At 69.2% G+C, this 21,311-nt stretch carries 16 protein-coding genes and 5 pseudogenes; 12 read left to right on the forward strand and 9 right to left on the reverse strand.

Features of this window, described 5'->3' with window-relative positions:
- Nucleotides 1-104: 104 nt before the first annotated feature.
- A pseudogene (gene tal / locus ACWD4O_RS11870) lies at nt 105-1,221 on the forward strand (transaldolase).
- 56 nt (nt 1,222-1,277) lie between these two features.
- On the opposite strand, the pseudogene ACWD4O_RS11875 reads toward tal, so the two are convergent.
- Nucleotides 1,278-1,373: pseudogene (locus ACWD4O_RS11875) on the reverse strand (VapC toxin family PIN domain ribonuclease); the annotation flags it as partial.
- On the opposite strand from ACWD4O_RS11875, the pseudogene ACWD4O_RS11880 reads away from it, so the two are divergent.
- From ACWD4O_RS11880 to ACWD4O_RS11890, 3 genes and pseudogenes are all read left to right on the forward strand, one after another.
- Nucleotides 1,344-1,787 (forward strand): annotated as a pseudogene (locus ACWD4O_RS11880) (acetaldehyde dehydrogenase (acetylating)); the annotation flags it as partial. The pseudogenes ACWD4O_RS11875 and ACWD4O_RS11880 overlap by 30 nt on opposite strands.
- 238 nt (nt 1,788-2,025) lie before the next feature.
- Nucleotides 2,026-2,258, forward strand: a pseudogene (locus ACWD4O_RS11885) (transposase); the annotation flags it as partial.
- Between the two features lie 55 nt (nt 2,259-2,313).
- The gene (locus ACWD4O_RS11890; protein WP_451279610.1) at nt 2,314-2,514 is read left to right on the forward strand and encodes a transposase; all 201 of its coding nucleotides are present in this window, start codon (nt 2,314-2,316) and stop codon (nt 2,512-2,514) included.
- Nucleotides 2,515-2,770: 256 nt separating this feature from the next.
- Here the strand turns inward: ACWD4O_RS11890 and ACWD4O_RS11895 are convergent, their stop codons facing one another.
- The gene (locus ACWD4O_RS11895) at nt 2,771-4,726 is read right to left on the reverse strand and encodes a pectinesterase family protein (protein WP_451279611.1); all 1,956 of its coding nucleotides are present in this window, start codon (nt 4,724-4,726) and stop codon (nt 2,771-2,773) included.
- Between the two features lie 94 nt (nt 4,727-4,820).
- Nucleotides 4,821-7,061 carry a LuxR C-terminal-related transcriptional regulator gene (locus tag ACWD4O_RS11900; protein ID WP_451279612.1) on the reverse strand — a complete coding sequence of 747 codons (2,241 nt, stop codon included), beginning with the start codon at nt 7,059-7,061 and terminating at the stop codon, nt 4,821-4,823.
- A gap of 688 nt (nt 7,062-7,749) precedes the next feature.
- Between ACWD4O_RS11900 and ACWD4O_RS11905 the strand changes: the two are divergent.
- Nucleotides 7,750-7,920, forward strand: a pseudogene (locus tag ACWD4O_RS11905) (ISAzo13 family transposase); the annotation flags it as partial.
- Nucleotides 7,921-8,208: 288 nt separating this feature from the next.
- On the opposite strand, the gene ACWD4O_RS11910 reads toward ACWD4O_RS11905, so the two are convergent.
- Entirely contained in the window at nt 8,209-8,931 is a 723-nt protein-coding gene (locus tag ACWD4O_RS11910; RefSeq protein WP_351902992.1) for an IclR family transcriptional regulator, read from the reverse strand.
- A gap of 123 nt (nt 8,932-9,054) precedes the next feature.
- On the opposite strand from ACWD4O_RS11910, the gene ACWD4O_RS11915 reads away from it, so the two are divergent.
- The 4 genes from ACWD4O_RS11915 to ACWD4O_RS11930 all read left to right on the forward strand — a co-directional run bounded on the left by ACWD4O_RS11915 (nt 9,055) and on the right by ACWD4O_RS11930 (nt 12,196).
- On the forward strand, nt 9,055-9,915 hold the full coding sequence (locus ACWD4O_RS11915; protein WP_451279613.1) for a 2-keto-4-pentenoate hydratase: 861 nt from the start codon (nt 9,055-9,057) through the stop codon (nt 9,913-9,915).
- The gene (locus tag ACWD4O_RS11920) at nt 9,912-10,856 is read left to right on the forward strand and encodes an acetaldehyde dehydrogenase (acetylating) (protein WP_351902466.1); all 945 of its coding nucleotides are present in this window, start codon (nt 9,912-9,914) and stop codon (nt 10,854-10,856) included. Before ACWD4O_RS11915 ends, ACWD4O_RS11920 begins: the two co-directional genes overlap by 4 nt.
- The gene (gene dmpG / locus ACWD4O_RS11925) at nt 10,853-11,884 is read left to right on the forward strand and encodes a 4-hydroxy-2-oxovalerate aldolase (RefSeq protein WP_351902463.1); all 1,032 of its coding nucleotides are present in this window, start codon (nt 10,853-10,855) and stop codon (nt 11,882-11,884) included. The genes ACWD4O_RS11920 and dmpG overlap by 4 nt, the downstream gene beginning before the upstream one ends.
- A 111-nt stretch (nt 11,885-11,995) precedes the next feature.
- Complete coding sequence (locus tag ACWD4O_RS11930; RefSeq protein ID WP_351902460.1) at nt 11,996-12,196, forward strand: hypothetical protein; 201 nt, start codon at nt 11,996-11,998, stop codon at nt 12,194-12,196.
- A 73-nt stretch (nt 12,197-12,269) separates the two neighbouring features.
- On the opposite strand, the gene ACWD4O_RS11935 is transcribed toward ACWD4O_RS11930, so the two are convergent.
- Genes ACWD4O_RS11935 through ACWD4O_RS11945 form a run of 3 tightly spaced genes read right to left on the reverse strand, consistent with a single transcriptional unit; the run spans nt 12,270 to nt 15,744 of the window.
- Complete coding sequence (locus tag ACWD4O_RS11935; protein ID WP_351902457.1) at nt 12,270-13,277, reverse strand: VOC family protein; 1,008 nt, start codon at nt 13,275-13,277, stop codon at nt 12,270-12,272.
- Nucleotides 13,274-14,137 carry an alpha/beta fold hydrolase gene (locus tag ACWD4O_RS11940; protein WP_451279614.1) on the reverse strand — a complete coding sequence of 288 codons (864 nt, stop codon included), beginning with the start codon at nt 14,135-14,137 and terminating at the stop codon, nt 13,274-13,276. Before ACWD4O_RS11940 ends, ACWD4O_RS11935 begins: the two co-directional genes overlap by 4 nt.
- An 8-nt stretch (nt 14,138-14,145) precedes the next feature.
- On the reverse strand, nt 14,146-15,744 hold the full coding sequence (locus ACWD4O_RS11945; RefSeq protein ID WP_451279615.1) for a bifunctional 3-(3-hydroxy-phenyl)propionate/3-hydroxycinnamic acid hydroxylase: 1,599 nt from the start codon (nt 15,742-15,744) through the stop codon (nt 14,146-14,148).
- Between the two features lie 129 nt (nt 15,745-15,873).
- On the opposite strand from ACWD4O_RS11945, the gene ACWD4O_RS11950 reads away from it, so the two are divergent.
- Nucleotides 15,874-16,506: a TetR/AcrR family transcriptional regulator gene (locus ACWD4O_RS11950; RefSeq protein ID WP_351902451.1), complete on the forward strand. Its 633-nt coding sequence runs from the start codon at nt 15,874-15,876 to the stop codon at nt 16,504-16,506.
- Between the two features lie 585 nt (nt 16,507-17,091).
- Here the strand turns inward: ACWD4O_RS11950 and ACWD4O_RS11955 are convergent.
- Nucleotides 17,092-18,717, reverse strand: coding sequence for an MFS transporter (locus ACWD4O_RS11955; RefSeq protein WP_451279616.1), 1,626 nt, complete (start codon nt 18,715-18,717; stop codon nt 17,092-17,094).
- A 111-nt stretch (nt 18,718-18,828) separates the two neighbouring features.
- Between ACWD4O_RS11955 and ACWD4O_RS11960 the strand changes: the two genes are divergently transcribed.
- A complete protein-coding gene (locus ACWD4O_RS11960) occupies nt 18,829-19,599 on the forward strand; it encodes a TetR/AcrR family transcriptional regulator (protein WP_451279617.1) in 771 nt (256 codons plus the stop codon).
- A gap of 14 nt (nt 19,600-19,613) precedes the next feature.
- Complete coding sequence (locus ACWD4O_RS11965; RefSeq protein ID WP_451279663.1) at nt 19,614-20,288, forward strand: LmeA family phospholipid-binding protein; 675 nt, start codon at nt 19,614-19,616, stop codon at nt 20,286-20,288.
- 81 nt (nt 20,289-20,369) lie between these two features.
- Here the strand turns inward: ACWD4O_RS11965 and ACWD4O_RS11970 are convergent, their stop codons facing one another.
- A complete protein-coding gene (locus ACWD4O_RS11970) occupies nt 20,370-21,311 on the reverse strand; it encodes a 3-carboxyethylcatechol 2,3-dioxygenase (protein ID WP_451279618.1) in 942 nt (313 codons plus the stop codon).

Here is a 21,311-nt window from a genome sequence, read left to right on the forward strand (position 1 = left end):
CCGGCGCACGGGGACGCCGTATCCGACGACGCACACGACTACGAGGAGATACGACTCCAACGACAGACGACGCACTCGAGTGACTCTCCGAAGGAGGCGTCGCGATCTGGCTCGACGACCTTTCCCGCGGGCGGATCGCCTCCGGCAACCTGGCGAGCTGATCCTCCGGAAGCACGTCGTGGGTGTCATCACCAACCCCTCGATCTTCCAGAAGGCCATTTCCGGCGGATGGGGGTACCCCCGCTCGAGCGAAGCCGAGAGTGGGGGAGGCTACGAGCAGCAGCTCGCCGAGCTCGCGGCGCGCGGAGTCACCGTCGACGAGGCGATCCGCATGATCACCACGGCCGACGTACGCGACGCGGCGGACGTGCTGCGCTCGGTGTACGACGCCACAGGCGGTCAGGACGGCCGGGTCTCCATCGAGGTCGACCCGCGCCTGGCCCACAACACCCGTGCCACCGTCGCCGAGGCCAAGCAGCTCGCCTGGCTGGTCGACCGTCCCAACACCTTGATCAAGATCCCGGCGACCCGGGCCGGTCTCCCGGCGATCGCCGAGACCACCGGCCGGGGCATCAGCGTCAACGTCACCCTGATCTTCTCCCTCGACCGCTACCGCGAGGTCATGAACGCCTACCTCACCGGCCTGGAGACGGCCAAGGCGGCGGGCCTGGACCTGTCCCGGATCCGCTCGGTCGCCTCCTTCTTCGTCTCCCGCGTGGACACCGAGATCGACAAGCGGCTGGAGAAGACCGGCACCGACGAGGCCCTGGCCCTCAAGGGCAAGGCCGCCCTCGCCAACGCCCGGCTCGCCTACCAGACGTACGAGGAGGTCTTCTCCTCCGACCGCTGGACCGCACTGGAGAACCACGGCGGCACAGGCAGCGCCCCCTGTGGGCCTCCACCGGCGTGAAGGACCCGGCCTACCCCGACACCATGTACGTCACCGAACTGGTCGCCCCCGGCACCGTCAACACCATGCCCGAGGCAACCCTGACCGCCACCGGCGACCACGGTGAAGTCACCGGCGACACCATCCGGAACACGTACGAGCAGGCGAAGGCCGAGCTCGACGCGCTGGCTGCCGTCGGCATCGACTACGACTACGTCGTCCAGCTCCTGGAAGACGAGGGCGTGCAGAAGTTCGAGCAGGCGTGGAACGAGTTGCTGAACTCCACCTCCGCCGAACTCGAACGCCTCGCCCCAAAGGATCCACGCAGGTGAGCTGCTGCCGAAGTCCATTTCTGCAGTGGGCACTTCGCACCCGAAAGCCTTCGTCTCAGCGGCAGGTCGTCGGGCAGGACCCGGAACGCCTTGTGCCGGCCCAGAGGACGTATGGCACGTAAGTCCCGTCGGTCAAGGGTGAGGATCGCCTCGACGCCCCGAACGTCAACATGGCAACCTGCGGCGGACAGGCCACCATCCCGATCGTCGCCGCCGTGAACGCGGTCACCCCGGTCCACTACGGCGAGATCGTCGCCTCCCACTCCGCGGACCCCGGCACCCGGGCCAACATCCACAAGTTCACCGAGACCACGTCCTCGGCCATCGAGAAGGTCGGCGGCACCGCGCGCGGCAAGGCGATCATCGTGCTCAACCCGGCCGAGCCGCCCCTGATCATGCGGGACACCGTGCACTGCCTGGTCGCCGACTGCGCCACCGAGGCCGTCACCGCGTCCATTGCGGAGATGGTCGGAAGGGTCCAGGCGTACGTGCCCGGCTACCGGCTCAAGCAGAAGGTGCACTCCGAGCGCGTGGCGGCGGACGACCCGCTGCGCACCCTCGCTCCCGGCACCGACGAGGCGCGGCAAAGAAGTGAGCCTCGGTCGACGCCCGGCCGGGGCTCACCGCTGCCAGGTAAGCCGGAAGCCGATTCCTCTGGGCCAGTAGCGCGAGAGCGCCAAGTCGTCGACGGACGTCGACCGACGTGAGCGAGCCTCCGGTGATTGTGGCTTCGGATCCGGGCGCAGAAACGCCCGAGGGGCAGTGGAACGGAGCCCTCCGATACGTCCATGATCACGCTGTGCCGTGAGTCACCGGAAGCCGTATCCCAGCGACCTGTCCGACGCCCGATGGGCCTTGACCGAGCCGACTTGACGGCTCGGAGACAAGCCCGGCTTGACCGCAGACCCACCGACAAACCGGCGTCGGGCGAACTGCGCGACGTCTCCGACGCGCTCCTCTACGTCAATCGCACGGAAATCCCCTGGAAATGCGTCCCACGCGACTTCCCCAACCATGGCACGGCGTACGCCCACTACGAGCTCGCTAGAGGCGCCCTGGTCGGGCGTAACTGATGTGACGGTTCGGGAGGGTGTGAGTTCTCGGCTGTGGATCGTGGAGGACGACTTGTGGGCGCTGATCGAGTCGCTGCCGCCGCCCTGGCCCGAGAAGTTGCCGGGCCCGCGGCCGGTGCCGGATCGGCTGTGTCTGCAGGGCATCCTGTACGTGTTCCACAGCGGCATAGCCTGGCAACTCCTGCCCCTGGAGCTGGGGTTCGGCTCCGGACAGACGTGATGGCAACAAGATGCCGCGACTGGCATCGGGCGCAAGATCATCGCCGCCTGGCTCTTCCGGCCTGAACGGATCGCGCAGCCATCCTTCTCCTACCGAAGGAGTGGGGCCACCTCCGTCTCCGTGATCAGAGACGTCGTCATGCCGCAAGAGTAGCCATGGGCTGCCTGTCGGCACACCTTGGAACCTGGTGCCGGGGCCGGGACAAGTCGTGCTGTCCCGGCCCCGCCGTCGCTTCACCGTGCCGCGAGGGCCGCGGTCAGAAGACTGGGTTCCAGCCGTCAGTGCCGGCCAGGTACTTCTGGGCGGTGTAGTCGGCCGCCTCGGTGGCGGTCAGTTTCGGGGCGTTCGTGCCGGTACCGGCCCCCGCTCCGGTGTTGTTGTACTCCTTGAACCGGGCCCAGTCCCAGGGGTACTCAGGGACCATGTTGGTCCAGGGCTGCTCGGACTTGATGCCCGAGTGGATCACGGTGTCGCGGACCAGCGCCTGGGGCCAGGCCTCCTGCACGTTGTGCCACGGCCGGCCGAGATACATCGTCTTCTCCGGAACACCGTTGGTGAAGATCTCGCTGTGCGTGATCAGGATGCCGTACTTCTTCCGCCAGTCGGTGTTCGGCGCCAGCACCGTCCCGCCGACCCAGTTCTGCATGGCGATCTTGGACCGGTCGATCACCGCCGTGGCGTTGCCGAAGATGAAGTCGATCGAGCCCTCGATGTAACTGGCGACGAAGTACTGCCGGACCTGGTCGGTGGCGGTCGGCGCCTTGACGAGCAGGGTGTCCTGGCGGCCGAGGAGTCGGATGTTGCTGTAGATCTGCCGGTCACCCATGGCGGCCAACGCTACGGCCTGGGTCTCGAAGGGATCGATCTCCGTTTGGTACGCGGGGTCGAACGTGTTCTGGATCGTGAGGTCCTGGACGCGTAGGTCGGGCGCAGTGAAGGTCGCCGTGGCGCTGCCCTGGGTGCCGTACTGCAAGCCGGTCGCCGGGTTGATCATCCCGTGGGCCGCATTGTGCGAGATGACGACCTCCTTGGCGTCGCCGCTGACCCCCTTCATCGTCAGCCAGGTCTGGTGCGACCCGACGCTGATGGCCTCGTTGTAAAAACCCTTGTCGATGAAGATCTGGTACCCGGCGTCATCCTTGGGAACAGCGTCGATCGCGGCCTGCACGGTTTCGAAATCGCCGGAGCTGTCGCCCGCGACGAGAAACGTCTTCCCCACCTCGAGTTTGCCGCCGGCGTCCTTGCTGTGCAGGCCCGAGTGGTGGGCCAACATGACGTTCTGCGCGATGTCCGCGATGACCAGGTAGACGACGGTGCCGACCTCGAGTTCCGGTGAGAGGAGGATGGCACCGCCGAGCCACATGGCGATCACTGTGTTGCTCAGAGTGGCCCAGAAGTTGTGGTGCGCGATGTGTGTTGGGCTGAGGACGAAGTCACTGCCGACGAGCCACGCCTGCACGGTCTGGACCGCCTGAACCCGGAACCGGGCAGCTTCGGCGAGCGCCACGATTATCTGAAGGATCGCCGCAGCTGCGGTGGCGGTCGCGTTCGCGCCCGTACCCCGACCTTGAATGAGCCTGTTCACAGCACCTTCGAGGCTGGAAGGGCTGATGTGCAGGTTGGTGCGGCTGGCGCCTTGCTGCGCCAGGGCACTGTAGTTCTCCAGCCCCTCGTACCGGGGGTCCGTGTTCGCCTCTGCGGTAGCGGTGGTGGTCCGGATCGATCCCGGCAGCTGCACATTCGCGTCCAGCGTGAAGATGCTGCCCAAGTGGACAGTGCCGTCACTGTCCGTGGAGCCGACGCGCCAGCCCATGAGATAGACGTCCGACCGGCGCAGGAACAGCCGGACGAAGTTCCCGCCCTCGCTGGGGTGTATGTCGACGGTAGTGAAGGCGTTGGTGCCTGCCTCATCGGTGACGTAGACGGTACGGCCGTTCGGCGGATCGATCTGGTGGGAGCTGGTCGCCTGGCGGATCGCCTTGAGCATCTTGACGTAGTTCTCCACGTCCTGGTCGGCCTCGTGGGTGATCTTCCAGGTGAAGTCCGCGCCGGCGGCGGCGACGGCGCTGGGAGCGGCACCGATCATCGCGCCGAGGCCGGCGCCGACCACCGCGCTGACCACTGCCGCAGCGCCGAGAAATGATCTACGGGAGAGTCCACCCTGCTTCGTGCTGGTCATGTGGGTTCCTTTGTCCGCTGGGAAGTGCGCCATCGGGGAAAGGATCAGCGCGGGACCGGCCCCTGGACCATGCGTACTTCTACGCGGCGGGGCCCGCTTTGAAACCGCGTGGTTCTACGGGGTTGTCCTACGGGGTGAGCGGCTGGTTCGCTGTCCACCAAGACGCGATCTGTGCGCGGGAGCCGAATTCCAGCTTGGCCAGGATATTTTCGACGTGGCCCTCGATCGTGCGCGGAGAGCGGCCGAGTGCGGAGCCCATCTGCCGGTTGCTCATGCCCTTGGCCACGAGTGCGGCGACCTCCCGCTCGCGGCGGGTCAGGGGGTTCAGGGCAACCGGGCTGGTGTCGGAGTTGGCGTGGGCGTATGCGTGGGGATCCAGGGCAAAGGCGATGGCCCGGTCGGGGCTGTCGTGCATGCCGCCTTCCGCGAACGCCTTCTCGTACGCGGCCGGGCCCAGGGCGGCGATGACCTCTGCCTCGCAGCGCGTGTGGTGCTCGGCCATCCGCGGGTCGAACGCGGTGATGGCGGTGCCGGCGTCCCGCCACATGGTGCCCGCGGTGCCCAGGAGCCGGGCGGCCTGCTCACGGTCGCCCGCCGAGGCGGTGGCCCAGGCGAGCACCTCCAGCATCCTCGCGACCGCCGAGTGATCGTTGAAGCCCCGCATACTCTCCAGTGCGGCCCGGGCGCGTGCCCTGGTCTCCTCCTGGTCATCCCGCTGCCAGGCGTCGAAGCCCAGTGCCAGCAGCACCTGCGCGCGTCCCCACCGCTCCCCGGTCGCCTCGGCGGCGGTGATCAGGTGCCGGCCGGTCTCCGCCGCACGCGGATCCCCGACATAAGCCTGGAGGCAGGCCAGCGCGAGCAGCCAGCCGGCCGCTCCACGCTCGTCGCCCAGCGCAGTCAGGGTGGCCAGCGTGCCCTCGTACCGGGTCATGGCTTCCCCCACCTGCCCCCGGAAGTGCGCCGACACCCCGCGAAAGCCCCTCACGTCGGCCAGCAGGGCCGGGTCGCCCAGCTGCTCGCCGATCTCGTCGGCCTCGTCCAGCCACTGATCGGCCACGGCCAGATCGCCTTGCGACAGCGCCACCCAGGCAGCGCACACCAGAGCGCGGGCCCGAACCTGAGTAGGCTCGAACGCCCCCGCCAGAGCCCGGTCGAACTGACGGCGCCCCTCGCCGAGGAAGCCGCCGACGCACCAGTGGAAGGCCAGCGCGGCGGCCAGCCTGAGCCTGGCCTGGGGGTCGGCATCACAGTCCAGAGCGACCAGCAGGTTGCCATGCTCGGCGCGTAGCCTGGTCAGGTTCTCGACCTGTCCGGGGCCGTACCAGCCCTTGTCGACGCGCTCGGCAAGGGCGAGGACGAAGTCGCGATGCCGCCGCAGCCGCTTCTCCTCTCCTCCGGACGCGGCGAGTCGCTCCCGTCCGTACTGCCGGACGGTCTCCAGCAGCCGGTAGCGCGGCAGCCCCTCGACCTCACCGATCAGCACCACAGACTGGGCGACCAGCCGGTCCAGGAGGTCCAGCACCTCGTACGCTTCGATACCCTCGCCCGCGCAGACCTCCTCGGCCGCGTCCAGGCCGAAGGTCCCGGCGAAGACCGACAGACGGTTCCACAGCAGCCGCTCGACGGGAGAGCACAGCTCCCAGCTCCAGTCGACCAGCGCGCGCAGTGTGCGCTGCCGTGGCGGCGCGATCCGGCAGCCATTGGTGAGCAGCGTGAACCGGTCCTCCAGCCGGTCCGCCACCTGATCGACGGTGAGGGTGCGCAGCCGGGCCGAGGCCAGCTCGATGGCCAGCGGCAACCCGTCCAGATCGGCGCACAGCCGGAAAACCTGTGCCCGGTTCGCGTCGGTCACCCGGAACTCCGGCCGGACGGCTGACGTCCTGGCCTGCAGGAGCTCGACCGCCTCGTCCGGGGCCAGCGGGGGCACGTCGAAGACATGCTCGCCGGTGATACCCAGCGTCTGCCGACTGGTCGCCACCATGCGCAGCCCTGCGGCGGCCGACAGCAAAAGCATCGCCAACTCAGCGCAGGCGTCGACGAGATGCTCGCAGTTGTCCAGCACGATCAGCGCTTGCCGCCCGGCGAGATATCCCGCGAGCTGCTCCAGGACGGGCCGGGTGCCCGTGTCCGGCACCCCCAGCGCGGCCGCCACCGCATCAGCCACCGCCGACGACACCCGCACCGGGGCCAGGTCCACGACCCACACCCCGTCCGCGAACTCCTCGCAGAACTCCGCAGCCACCTCCAGGGCCAGCCGGGTCTTGCCCATCCCACCCACCCCGGTCAGGGTCAGCAGCCGCGCCGTGGCCACCGCATGCCGGACCTCGGCGACCTCACGCTTCCGGCCCACGAAAGGGGTCAAGGCCACGGGCAAATTCCCCGCTCCGGATATCACACTGGTCGGGACAACCATGTTCACTTTCCCCGGCAATCGTGTGGACGACGTACCGAAGCACCATCGGCGCGGTGCGGCCGCAGCACACCGTTGCCCCCGCGGCCTCGGACCCAGCCGAGGCATCTGCCCCTCGACCTGTGCAATAGCGTCATCCGCCCGGCATGGGACAGGGACCGCCCCCGGCGGCCGAGGCTCTCAGCGCAACAAGGACGGCACACCTGGGTGAATCGCCTTCCGCGTGTGCACGTGACGAATATCGGCACCGCACTATCCCTTTCAACTGGAGCAGCGAGACCACACTTGCACACATGCGAGCAATTATCTAAATGACGGTGCTCACAGTCCGCTGCAGCGACATCTGGATACTCAACGCCCAGAGCAAGGACGAAAGACGTCCTGACCTGCCTCGTCACCACCGATCCGGCACGTGTGCAAGCACATCCGCCTTCATGTCGTATGGCTTGCTGCCGGGTGGGCGCGAAGCGCACCGGAGGTCTTCGTCATGATCAAGCCCCAGCCAGTGTCAACGACGCTCGTGATCAATACGCCTGGCGCGGTCAGCCCCCCCCCATATGGCGGGCCGAGTTGGGCGGGGCTAAGGACTTGCCGGGAAACACGTCCCGCTTCCGACTCCGGGGATCGCTGCTGCGGTGTCGGGAGTCTGGAGGGTACCGAGGCGGTCGTGGTTGCGAGCTTTCAGGCGTTGTTGCCGCATCTGGGGGAGCGCCAACGTCGGCTGGCCACAGAGGCGGAGGCTCGGCCGCTGGGACATGGCGGGATCAGGCTCGTCGCCGCTGCGGCCGGGGTTCGGGAGGTCACGGTTCGCGCGGGGAGTTCTGGCCGGCGCCTCGGACGACGCCTGAGAGCGGATTTCGTGCGGAGACGGCGCAAAGGGCTTTAACGAGGTCGGCACCTGGGCGAGGACCTCGCGCAGCAGCGCGAGTCCGGTGTCCACGTCCATAGCACCAGCCGGCAAGGCACCCGGTGCCGACGCAGGCCCCGCAGACGGCCGGACAAACGCTGACGCAGCGGTGGTGCGGCGACACCGGCCTGCTCACTGACGCCCCGAACACCACGCCGGTCCTCTCCTTCTACTGGTCGTCGATACACCCCAGTTCGATCAGCCGCCCCCGCGCAGCACACGGGACAGGCCCAGGGCCGCCGTCCGTACGGCGGGGGCGAGTTGGGCGGGGCTGAAGCGGGTGCGGGGGACGGCCACCGAGAGGGCGGCGACCGTGGCGTCGCCAGCGAAGACGGGGGCGGCGATGCAGCTGACGCCGAGGGCGGCCTCCTGTTCCTCGTAGGCGAGGCCGGAGACCTGGGTCTTCTCCAGGGCCATGCGCAGGCGGGCCGGGTCGGTGATGGAGTATGGCGTGAGGCTGGGCAGCGGGCGGGACAGCACCTCCTCGGTCAGCTCGGCGCCGGAGAAGGCCAGCAGGGCCTTGCCAACGCCGGTGCAAGTCAGGGGCAGGCTGCCGCCGATGCGTGAGGGCAGTTGCAGGGCCTCGTGGCCGTGGATACGTTCGAGGTAGACCACGTCCAGTCCCTCGCGGACGCCGAGGTGGACGGTCTCGCGAGTGGCCTCGAACAGGTCCTGGAGGAAGGGCAGGGCAGTCTCCCGCAGATCCAGCCGGTGCGGGACGAGTGAGCCGAGTTCGAAGAGCTTCGCGCCGAGCCGGTACTGGGCGCCCGAGCGCTCCAGCCAGCCCAGCCGGACCAGGTCCGCCGCCAGCCGATGCACGGTCGGCTTGGGAAGGCCCGTACGCTCCGAAAGTTCCGACAGGCGGTACGTCCCGCCACTCGGACTGAAGGATTCAAGGATGAGTGCGGCCTTTTCCAGCATGCTGCCGCCGACAATGTTCCGTGCCACGGAACAAATGTTGTCCCATCAACGGCGAGCTGTCTATATCGGTACCTGTACCGGGGCCCGCGCCCGGACCGCCACTCCCCCCTCTGGAGGTATCCCGTGTCGACCGTGCTCGACAGCGTCCGTCCGGACGCCGTTCCACCGGCCGTGGTCAAGGCCGCCGACATCCTAGCGGAGGCCACCCGCACCGGGGTCGCCTGCCCACCGGTGCGGACCCTGCTCGACGAAGGCGGCGACCTGGAGACCGCGTACGCCGTGCAGCAGCTGAACGTCCGGCGCGGCCTGGACGCCGGACGACGGATCGTCGGCCGCAAGATCGGCCTGACCTCGCCTGCCGTGCAGCGTCAACTCGGTGTGGACCAGCCCGACTTCGGCGCGCTGTTCGCGGACATGGCCGTGCCCTACGGCGGCGAGGTGCCGGTCGGGCGGCTGCTGCAACCCAAGGTGGAGGCCGAGGTCGCTCTCGTCCTCGGTCGCGATCTTCCGCACCGGGAGTGCACGGTCGTCGACCTTCTGCGAGCGGTCGACTTCGCGCTGCCCGCGCTGGAGATCGTCGACAGCCGTATCGCGAACTGGGACATCTCCCTCGTCGACACGGTGGCCGACAACGCCTCCTGCGGTCTGTACGTCCTGGGCGCCACGCCCGTACCCCTCACCAGGGTCAACCTCAGCGCCGTGACGATGACCATGGCCCGCAACGGGGCAGCCGTCTCCGAGGGCACCGGTGCCGCCTGCCTCGGCAGCCCCCTCAACGCGGCGGTCTGGCTGGCCTCCGCGCTCGCCGAGCGGGGCGACCCGCTGCGCGCGGGCGATGTGGTGCTGACCGGGGCGCTGGGCCCGATGGCCCCCGCCACCCCTGGTGACTACTTCGAGGCCCACATATCCGAGCTGGGCTCCGTACGCGTCGGATTCGCCAAAGACGCCACGACAACAGTCGCGGCAGAAGGAGACGACCAGTGAGCAGCAGGACCAAGGTCGGCGTCATCGGCTCCGGCAACATCGGCACCGACCTCTTGATCAAGATCCTGCGGCTCTCCGAGAGCCTGGAGATCGCCGCGATGGCCGGTATCGACCCGGACTCCGACGGGCTGGCCCGTGCCCGCCGCCTGAAGGTGGCCACCACCCACGACGGTGTCGAGGGCCTGGTGGCCCTGGACGAATTCGCCGACGTCGAGATCGTCTTCGACGCGACCTCGGCCGGCGCCCACCGCCACCACGAGGACGTGCTCCGCCCGCTGGGCCGCACCCTCGTCGACCTCACCCCCGCCGCCCTCGGCCCCTACGTCGTCCCGCCCGTCAACGGCGACGCCCACCTCGACGCCCCGAACGTCAACATGGTCACCTGCGGCGGCCAGGCCACCATCCCGATCGTCGCCGCCGTGAACGCGGTCACCCCGGTCCACTACGGCGAGATCGTCGCGTCCATTGCCTCCCGCTCGGCCGGACCCGGCACCCGGGCGAACATCGACGAGTTCACCGAGACCACCTCGTCGGCCATCGAGCAGGTCGGCGGCGCCGCGCGCGGCAAGGCGATCATCGTGCTCAACCCGGCCGAGCCGCCCCTGATCATGCGGGACACGGTGCACTGCCTGGTGTCCGACTGCGCCACCGAGGCCGTCACCGCGTCCATTGCGGAGATGGTCGGAAGGGTCCAGGCGTACGTGCCCGGCTACCGGCTCAAGCAGAAGGTGCAGTTCGACCGGGTGGCGGCGGACGACCCGCTGCGCACTCTCGCTCCCGGCACCGACGAGGCGCTGAAGGTGTCGGTCTTCCTGGAGGTCGAGGGCGCCGCCCACTACCTGCCGGCCTACGCCGGAAACCTCGACATCATGACCTCGGCCGCGCTGCGCACCGCCGAACGCATGGCCGCCCACCGCTCCACCGAGAGGGCCGCACGATGACCGGCACCGGAACCGCTCTCTACGTCCAGGACGTCACCCTGCGGGACGGCATGCACGCCGTCCGCCACCGCTACACCGTCGACCAGGCCCGCGCCATCGCCGCCGCCCTGGACGCCGCCGGCGTGGCCGCGATCGAGATCGCCCACGGCGACGGACTGTCCGGCTCCAGCATCAACTACGGCGTGGGCGCCCACACCGACTGGGAGTGGATCGAGGCGGTGGTGGACGCCACTCAGCACGCCGCGCCCACCACCCTGCTGCTGCCCGGCATCGGCACCCTGCACGACCTCAGGCAGGCCCACGCCTTGGGCATCCGCTCGGTGCGGGTCGCCACCCACTGCACCGAGGCCGACATCTCCGCCCAGCACATCGCCGCCGCCCGCGACCTGGGCATGGACGTCGCCGGCTTCCTGATGATGTCCCACCTGGCCGAACCCGCCGAACTCGCCCGCCAAGCCAAGCTGATGGAGTCCTACGGCGCCCACTGCGTCTACGTCACCGACTCCGGCGGCCGCCTCACCATGGACGGCGTCCGCGACCGCTTCCGCGCCTACCGGGATGTCCTGGACCCGGCCACCGAGCTCGGCATCCACGCCCACCACAACCTCGCCCTCGGCGTCGCCAACAGCGTGGTCGCCGTGGAGAGCGGCGCCGTACGGGTCGATGCCTCGCTCGCGGGGCAGGGCGCGGGGGCGGGCAACTGTCCGCTGGAGGCGTTCGTCGCGGTCGCCGACCTGATGGGCTGGCAGCACGCCTGCGATCTGTTCCCGCTCATGGACGCCGCCGACGACCTCGTACGACCGCTCCAGGACCGCGAGGTGCGGGTGGACCGCGAGACCCTCAGCCTCGGCTACGCGGGCGTCTACTCCAGCTTCCTGCGCCACGCCGAAACCGCCGCCGCGCGGTACGGCCTGGACACCCGCAGCATCCTCGTCGAGGTCGGCCAGCGCGGCATGGTCGGCGGCCAGGAGGACATGATCACCGACATCGCCCTCGACCTGGTGGCGCGGACGGGGAGCATATCCTGATCGCGGGCGACAGGGAAGTGAGCCCCGGCCGACGCTCGGCCGGGGCTCACCGCTGCCGTTGAGCCGCAAGTTGATCCCCCGGGACAGCAGCGCGAGAGCACCAAGTCGTCGATGACGTCGACCTACGTGAGCGGGCCAGGGCGATTGTTGCTGCGGATCCTCGAGGTGATCGTCATCGTGATGGCCGACATGCCCCCGCCGATGGTTTCGTCGTTGACAGCGCGGAAGCCCAGCCGCGGGCAGCCCCTCAGCAAGCAGCCAGTTAAGACGCTGTTCAGCAGCGCAGCGCGGCGCGCCAGGCAGGCAGAGTGACGCCGGGCAAGAGGAAGTGCCCCGCACGCGCCGATCCGGACCGGCGCCGACACCGGTCCGTACGCAGGCACCGTCAGTCGTCGGGGATACCGGCACCGCTGAGGGCCGGGACGGTGTTCTCCTGGCGGGCGAGGGAGAGAGCGCCGAGCCGGAACTGGTCGAGTTTGTCCACGATGGTCCGGCCGACCGGGGTGTGGCCCCAGATGCTGATGCCCTGGTGGGTGGTGGGTTCCCACGTGGACTCGTCGATGACGATCGGGTTCCAGCCCACCTCCCACTCGAAGCCCGAGGGGGTACGGGCGTAGTAGGACAGTTCCTTGTCGTTGGTGTGCTGGCCGACGGACAGAGCCATGTCGAAGCCGAGTTCGCACACCCGCTGATAGCTCTGCGCCACGTCGTCGAGAGACGCGGCCTGGATGTTGAGGTGCTGAACCCGGGTGCGTATCGGGTCGATCGGCAGGCCCCGGACGGCGGCGATCGCGATGGAGTGGTGGCGTTCGTTGACCCGCAGGAAGCGGATCTTGAGTTTGACGCCGCTGATCGTCTCGTCGATGTAGTCGGTCAGGCGGGCGTCGAAGACGGTGTTGAAGTAGCCCCGCAGCTGAGTGGGCTTGGTGGAGGTGATGGCGATGTGGCCCATGCCGGAGTCACCAGTAACCCATCCGGACGCGAGCATCCGCAGAGGTTCGACCGACTTCACGGGCGTCGTGTAGATCTCCTGCGTGATGCCCTTGGGGCCGGGGAATCGCAGCAGGCGCTCGACGCCCCGCAGGGCGGCCTCCTCCGGAGTGCCTTCGACGACGGGTACGCCGTGGGCGCGTATACGGGCCTCGATCTGCTCGAAGGTCGAGTGGTCGTCGAGGTGCCAGCCGGTGGCGACGACGTCCTCGGCCGGGCCGCGCCGGAGCAGGAAGCGGCACTCCTGGTCGTCGAGACGGAACCGCATCAGGCCGGCGTCGAGGTCGTCGTGGTGCATGCCGATGGCGTCGGTGCCGAAACGGCGCCAGTCGGCGAAGCGGTTGGTCTCGATAACGAGGTAGCCGAGGTGGACGGCACCGAAGACCGAGGCGGTGGGATTCATCGGCGGCCTGCCAGGAAGTCGGCACACAGCCGGTTGAACAGCTCGGCGCGTTCGAACTGGACCCAGTGACCGGTGTTGGCGACCTCGTACAGATCGCAGTTGGGCATCCGCTCGGACAGCATGCGTCCGCCCGCGGGCCGGTTGACCTTGTCCGCAGCGCCCCAGAGCACCAGGGTCGGCACGGGCAGCCGGGACAGCCGGGCGTCGCGGGTGAAGTCCATCTTCCACAAGGCGCGCAGGGACTTCGGGCGCCTCAGCGGCGGAGCCGCGACGACCTCCGGATCGATGCTGTCGCGATAGCGCGCGTCGATGACACTGTCCGGCACATCGGCGGCGTTGAAGACCAGGTAGTTGCGGATGAACTTCTCCAGCTTCAGCTGGGAAGGTCCGTCCCCGGAGTAGTAGTTGAGCAGGCTGTTGAGGCCCGGGGTGGGCAGCGCGCGCGTGGTGCCGATACCGCCGGGGCCCATGAGGACCATGCGGTCGACCCGGTCGGGAGTGTCCAGGGCGAGGCGCAGAGCGCAGGCGCCGCCGTAGGAGTTGCCGACCATGTGGGCCTTGTCCAGGCCGAGTGCGTCGAGCAGGCCGCGGATCGTGTCGGCCAGGTACCCGAAGGGGTCGGCGCCGTCGACACCCTTGGTGCTGCGTCCGTAGCCGGGCAGGTCGGGCACGATGACCCGGTACTCCTTGGCCAACTCCGCGATGTTGCGGTGGTAGTTGGAGACGCCGGAGGCACCAGGGCCGCCGCCGTGCAGCAGCAGGACGGGCGGGCCCTCTCCCGTCTCCGCGACGAAGATCTTCTTACCGGCGACGTCGAGCATGGACTCCTGCATCGACGGCAGTTCGGTGTGCGTGGTCATGGCAGTCCTTACAGGGCGATCGAAGCGGTCGCGCGCGGCGCCGGGGCGAAGCCGGCGGGAGCCGGCGGGAGTGGGGCGCCGGCGGGTGCGGCTGCGTAGACGTAGGCGTCCGGGCGCAGTGCGAGGGTGGCCACGCGGTGCTCGGCCATCCAGGGCAGCAGCACGCCCTCGCTGTCGACGACCGTGCCCTCGGCCGGCTCGGAGCCGGCGGGCGTGACGGTCAGCGAGGGAACACCGGCGCGGTCCCACGAGGGCTGGGGTACCGCCGAGCGGGCGTGCAGGAGCAGCCAGCGGCCGCCGAGTACGTCGTCCAGCCGTAGGCGTTCGCCGTCGGCGCCGGTCACCCAGGGCTGGGGGAGCTGGTGGCCGGACGCCTTGGTGCGGGGGCGGGCCTGGAAGCCGTCGGCGTAGTGGGCGACGGGTATCCAGTTGGAGTCCTGGAGCCAGTTGCTGAAGCCCGGTATGCGGTTGAGGGCACGTAGTGCGGTGTTGCGGAGCCGGGTGACCGGGAGGCGCCGTTCGGTGATGATCCGGCCGACGAACACCGCACGCTTGGTGATCTCCTTGACGTGCGGCTTACGTTCGGCCTCGTAGCTGTCCAGCACCGTCTCGGGCAGTTCGCCGCGCAGTACGGCGGCCAGTTTCCAGCACAGGTTGGCCACGTCGCGCACGCCAGCGGCCATGCCCTGGCCGATCCACGGCGGCATCGCGTGGGCAGCGTCGCCGGCGAGGAAGACGCGGCCCATGCGGAAGCGGGCGGCGAAGCGGACGTGGTGGCTGTAGACGGTGGCCCGCAGGATCTTGATCTGGTCCCGGCCGATCCCGTACCGGGACACCATCGAGTAGATGGCCTCGTCGGTGGTCAGGTACGTCTCGTCGTCGCCGGGCAGGATCGGAAACTCCCAGCGGTGGTGACCGAGCGGGGTCGGGCAGTCCACCGCCGGCCGGGCCGGGTCGCAGCGGAAGCGCAGCCGGTCGTGGTCCGGCCAGGGCTTCAGCATCTGGGTGTCGATGACCACCCAGCGGTCCTCGTACGTCTTGCCCTCGTAGCCGATGTTGAGCTGGGCACGGGTGAGGCTGGAGCCACCGTCGGCAGCGATGACGTACTTCGCGTGCAGCCGTCGTACCGAATCGTCTGCACCCACCACCGTGAGCTCGACCCCGCCGCCGTCCTGTCGCAGCCGCAGGCACTCGTGCCGCAGCAGTATCTCCACGTTCGGGTAGCGGCCGACCCCCTCTCGCAGGACCTGTTCCAGCGCCGGCTGATAGATGAACATCTGCGGCGGATGGCCATGGCCGCGCGGGCTCGGGTGAGCGCTGATGAAAGCACGGCCCTTCGCGTCGACGAAGTCCAGCGGCCGCTCGGCCAGCATGTCCAGCTTCAGCCGCTCGGCCAGATCGGCGCGCTGCCAGATCCGCATGACCTCCTCGTCCGTGGAGATCGCCCGGGCCCGGGAGAAGATCTCGGCGTCGCGCTCGAGTACGACGACCCTGAGGCCCATCGCCCCCAGCAGGTTCGCCGCGGTCACTCCTGTAGGCCCGTAGCCGATCACGGCTACGTCATACGCCTCGTCTTCGGCTCTGCCCCTGGCACGGATACCGCTCACCAGGCCACCTCACTTGTCGTCCCTGAACTGCGTCGGCTCTTGTTGTAGCGTTTACTCCAATTGGAATCATCGCTACGGTAAAGTGGCCGCACGACGAGGTCAAGGGCTGGATGAGGAAGGACGGATTCGATGACCAGGCCGCAGATGGAGCGCAGGAAGCGCGCGAACGGGGTGGAGTCGCGACAGCGAATCCTCGACGCCGCGGTGGAGATCGCCGGTGAGCGCGGGTACGAGGGCACCTCGATCGCGGCGGTCAGCGCCAAGTGCGGGCTGCCCGCGAGCTCGATCTACTGGCACTTCAAGGACAAGGACGACCTGATCGCCGCCGTCATCGAGCGCAGCTTCGAAACGTGGCTCACCGCCGTCGAGCTGCCGGGGGAAGAAACGGGCACGGCGCTGGAGCGGGTCACGAGCATGGCGGCGAACGTGGCGAAGTCGCTCGTCGACGCACCGGACTTCCTGCGCTTGGGCCTCATGCTCGCCCTGGAGCGCCGACCCACCGAGCCCCGGGGCCGGACGGTGTTCCTCCAGGTCCGCGACATCGCCCGCCGGAAGATCTCCGAGGTGATCGAGGTCCTGGTCCCCGACCTGAACGAGGACGCCGTACGCACGCTCTCCATCTATGCCGTCGCCGGAGCAGACGGCCTCTTCGTCCAACGGGAGGTCAACGGCGACGCCGTCGACCTCGTGGCGATGTTCGAGCTGCATGCGGAGTTGGTCTACGAAGCGGCCACCCGTATGGCAGCCAAGCGCGGGGGATGACCCTGACCGCCTGACAGCGCCTCTGGCCGGGCTCAACGACCCGGCGGAACTCGGCGCGGCAGGCATCCCGCTCAGCACTCGGATTCCCGAGCCACGCCCGGAACTCGTGCAGGTCCTGCGACGCCGCTGCCTCGAACATGTCCCGCTCGGACAACGGCGTCGCCGCTCGAGCCCTGGGCAATCTCAAGGTCGGGATCGTCCCGACCGCTTCACCGGCCCTCGAACCCATCGCCGCCCTCTCCACCCTCGACGGCACTCAGCTGTCCCTGGCAGAGCTGAGGTTCTCCCGCCACGACCTCGACGGTGACGAGGCCGCCTCGAACCTCGCCAAGATGGTGCTGCGCGTGTCGGGCGGCCCGAGGGTCGACATCGCCCTGGTCCTGGGCACCGCCGGTCAGCCGCACCCGCGAGGTCGCTCGGGGCCCGTTGCCCGACCTCGGCTGAGGACCGGAAGAGGGGCGGTGCCGACTGTCCCTCCCGGCACCGCCCCCGGCCGTGCGCCGCTCAGGCACGACCGTCCTGGGATGGAGAACTACGGCGGATCCACGGCGGGCGGCCTCCTCCTGAACCGTCCCGCCGGGAGCCTCAGACGACGCCCGCGCGCTCCGCCTCCGCCTCCGCCTCCGCCTCCGCCTCCACCGCATCCTCCTGAACAGGCTTTCCGGCGCGCGTGCGCCCCGGCAGGACGGCGAGGACGATCAGCGTCCCGGCGGCCATGATGATGCCGCCGATGAGGCTGGTGTGCGCGACGCTGTGCGCGAAGGACTCATTCACAGCGTCCACCAGGGCCTGCGCCTGCTGGGCACCCGTCGAGGGGGTCTTCGCGAGCTGCTCGGCGACCGCAAGGCCGCCGCCCACGGATTCCTTGGCGGTCTCCAGCGCGTCGGCCGGGAGCTGTCCGCCGACCAGGTCGGTCAGCTTGTCCTGGTAGGCCGTGCCCAGCAGCGAGCCGAGGATCGCGATGCCGAGGGAGCCGCCGAGCTCCATGGAGGTGTCGTTGGCGCCACCGCCGACGCCGAGTTCGGACTCGGGGAAGGAGCCCATGATGGTGTCGGTGGCCGGGGACACGCTCAGGCCGATCGCGAAGCCGAGCAGCATCATCGGTGTCAGGAAGTCGGTGTACGTGGAGCTCTTGTCGACCTGAGTGAGCAGGAAGACGCCGGTGGTGCCGATCAGCATGCCGGCCACGACCATCGGCTTCATGCCCAGCTTCGGGGTCAGCTGCCCGGTCACCGCGGCGCCGAGGAAGACGGCACCGGCCAGCGGCAGCAGGCGTACGCCGGTTGCCAGGGCGTCGTAGCCGAGGACGAACTGCAGGTACTGGGTGGAGTAGTAGATCGCGCCGAAGGTACCGAAGAAGAAGAACAGCACCGCGAGCATCGCCCCGCTGAAGGGGCGCAGCCTGAACTTGCGCACGTCCAGCATGGGGTGCGGGTGACGCAGCTCCCAGGCGACGAAGGCGACCAGGCCGAAACCGGCGACCACCGCGGCGGCGATCGGGCCGGTGCCCCAGCCGAAGTGCGGGCCCTCGATGGTCGCGTACACCAGGCAGCCGACGGAAATGATGGAGAGCAGACCGCCCACGTAGTCGATCCGGCCCATGCCCTCGGCCTTGGACGGCGGGATCAGGACCAGCGCGCCGATGACGGCGACGACCGCGATGGGGACGTTGATCAGGAAGGTCGAGCCCCACGCGTGGTCCTCCAGCAGCCACCCGGCGACCAGCGGGCCCACGGCGATGGCGAGACCGGAGGTGGCGGTCCAGGCCGTGATGGCCCGGGTCCGCTCGCTCTTGGGGAAGGTCGCGACCAGTAGGGACAGCGTGGCGGGCATGACGACGGCGGCGCCCGCACCCATGATCGCGCGGGCCGTGATGACCAGTACGGTCTCGTCGACCAGGCTGCCCATCACCGAGCCGCCCGCGAAGATCACCAGCCCGGCGACGAGCGCGCCGCGGCGGCTGTACTTGTCGCCGATCGAGCCCAGCACCAGCATCAGCGCGGCGTACGGGACGGTGTAGCCGTCGATGACCCACTGCAGGTCACTGCTGGACAGGCCCAGGTCCGTAGTCATGTCGGGCGCCGCCACGATCAGCGAGGTGTTCGCCATGACCACGATCAACAGGCTCAGGCAGAGGACGATCAGAGCCCACCAGCGCCGGGGGTAGGACCCGGTCATCTTCTCGACGGGCGTGGTGGTGATCAAAGGCATCGGGACTCCCGAGGACGAGTTAATTGCACATCGATGAGTAGGCTAGTTTATTGCTCACTACTGTGCAAATATCTCGGGGACCCCCGCCCGCTCCACGCCAGAGGTGCCGACGTGACCAGCCGACCAGCCCCGTACGCGCCACAGCGTCGCCCAACGCGTGCAACCCGCACCCGCATCCTGGAAGCGGCCCGGCAAGAACTGGGCCGCAACCCCGACAGCAGCCTCGCCGACATCGCCCAGGCCGCCGGCGTGGCACGTCGCACCGTCTACATGCACTTCGCCGGTCGGGCCGCGCTCATCGAGGGACTCGCCGCGGACGCGGCGGAAGCGATACGCCTCGCGGTCACCGTCGGGAGAACGCCGTCCCCCGACCCGGCGAGTGCCCTGGCGCGCTTCGTCCTTACCCTGTGGCCTGTCGGCGATCGCTACCGCACACTCATCGCCCTCGCCTGCCGGGATCTGGGGGCCGATCGGGTGAGCGAACTCCTCTCCCCCGCCCGCGACACGGTCGCCGGGATCCTCGCCCGCGGCCAGCGGCAGGGCGTCTTCCACACCAGCGTTCCGCCTGGCCCCCTCAGCAGAGCCCTCGAAGCACACCTGCTGGCACTCCTGGACAGCGTCAACTCCGGAACCTGGGCCGACGACGGCACCGGCACCGCCACCGCCGCGCTGATCGCCGCAGGCGTCGACCAGGACGACGCAGCTTCCACGGTCCAGCGTCTGCACGGCGCCGGGCACAGTCACCCCTCTGAAGGAGTCTCATGCGCCAGCCCCGGTACGGATATGAGGACGACGACGTCCCGTACGCGTCATTCGAGCCACCCGCGGCGCCCCGCAGAGCCCGACGGCCGGTCGTCGTCGGCGTCGTCCTGGTCGCGCTGACCCTCGTGCCCCTCGTGGTCGACCGGGTCGCGACGGCCCGCGTGGAGTCGCGCACGGCGAAGGCATTCCAGCAGGGCATGGACACACCCGAACGGCCCGAGGTCCACGTCCGCGGCTTCCCCGTGCTGGCCCAACTGGCCTCCGGCACCCTGCGGCACGTGGACATCACCGCGCACGACATACCCGCCGACGGACCCGACCGCCCACTTCCGGTCTCCCGACTCGACCTCGCACTGGACGGACTGTCGAAGCCCGACGACGACACCGAGGCACTGGCACACTCGGCGGAGGCGACCGCCTACCTGTCGTACACGGACGTGGCCCACGCCATCGGCCTGGAGGTCTCCCAGGGCACCCGCCCGGGCCGGATCAATGCGAGCGTCCCGCTCCCCCTTGGCAGCGAGGTCACCGTGACGGCCACCGTCTCGGCGGTCTCCGGCAACCGTGTCGCCTTCAAGGACTTCGAGGTCACGGGCGGCGCACTGGCCACCACCCAAGCGCTGCTCGACAAGATCTTCGAGAAGCCGATCCAGCTACGGAACATCCCCGAGGGCCTGCACCTGCGCTCGGTCACCCCCACGGCGAGCGGACTCAGCGCTCGCTTCTCCGGCAAGTCGGTCACTTTCCGCCCCAGCGGCGGGTCACAGGGCAACTCGACTCAGGAGAACTCGTCGTCTCGCACAGCGTGAGAACGAGGATGAGCCCTCGGCCGTCCACCGTCGCCTGAGCCCGGACGGGCCGAACGGCCCGACCGGGAAGAGTCCGTGCGGTCACTGGCTCCCGCGTGCCGTCATCACCCCGAATCCGGCGATGTATTCAGGGATGGGGCGGTAGAAGCGCGAGGTGACCTCGTAAGGGCCGGCGGCGCCAAGTGCGGCGAAGGCGGCGAGCCAGGTCCGTACCTCGTGCGCGGAGTTGCCGGCATCGGCCGCCATGGCATCGGGAGTGAGCACGTCACAGGGACTCAGGTCGCCCGAGCCACAGATGTCGAGGAACCGCTCGTCCCACCGCGGGTTGAGATCCTTGATGCCCGCCTCGCCGCGGGCGAACTGCTTCGCGGTGTCGATCACGCGTTGCTGACGCGCGGCCCGGGCGGCGGCCGTCGGGTGCCGGCCGTTCAGCAGCATGTCCCGCTGCGCCGGCGTCGCCGACGCCCACTGCGGCACCGGCGGATCGTGGGACAGCCCGCCGGAACCGATCACCAGAACCCGCTCGGACAGCTCGCGCAGGTGGCTGCCGACGGCCTCTCCCATACGGCGGACGCGGCGCATGGAGGTGAAAGGCCGGGCCACGCCGTTGACGAAGACCGGGATGACAGGCCGCTCATCGATCCCACCGAAGAGGATCTCCAGTGGCTGGACCGCTCCGTGGTCGATCTCCATACGGCGGGAGATCGCCATGTCGATGTCCTGGTCGAGCACATGCTGGGCCAGTGCCTCGGCACGGTCGGCGGGAACGTCCAGAGGGCCGGACCGGGTGTCGTAGTCGCCGACAGCGTGGGCGGCGTAGCCGATGCAGAACGGCGGCATGAGTTCGTAGAAGAAGCCGTTGTAGTGGTCGGGTGCGAACGAGACGACCAGGGTGGGGTCGAAGTCCTTGACGAAGTCCCGTGCGTCGGCGAAGGCTCTGTCGACGGCTTCGCGGACATCCGCCGGCGGTTCACCGAACTCGAGCAGAGGGCTGTGCGACATGCACACCAGGGCAACGGACAC

The sequence above is a fragment of the Streptomyces sp. NPDC002623 genome, assembly GCF_053592635.1.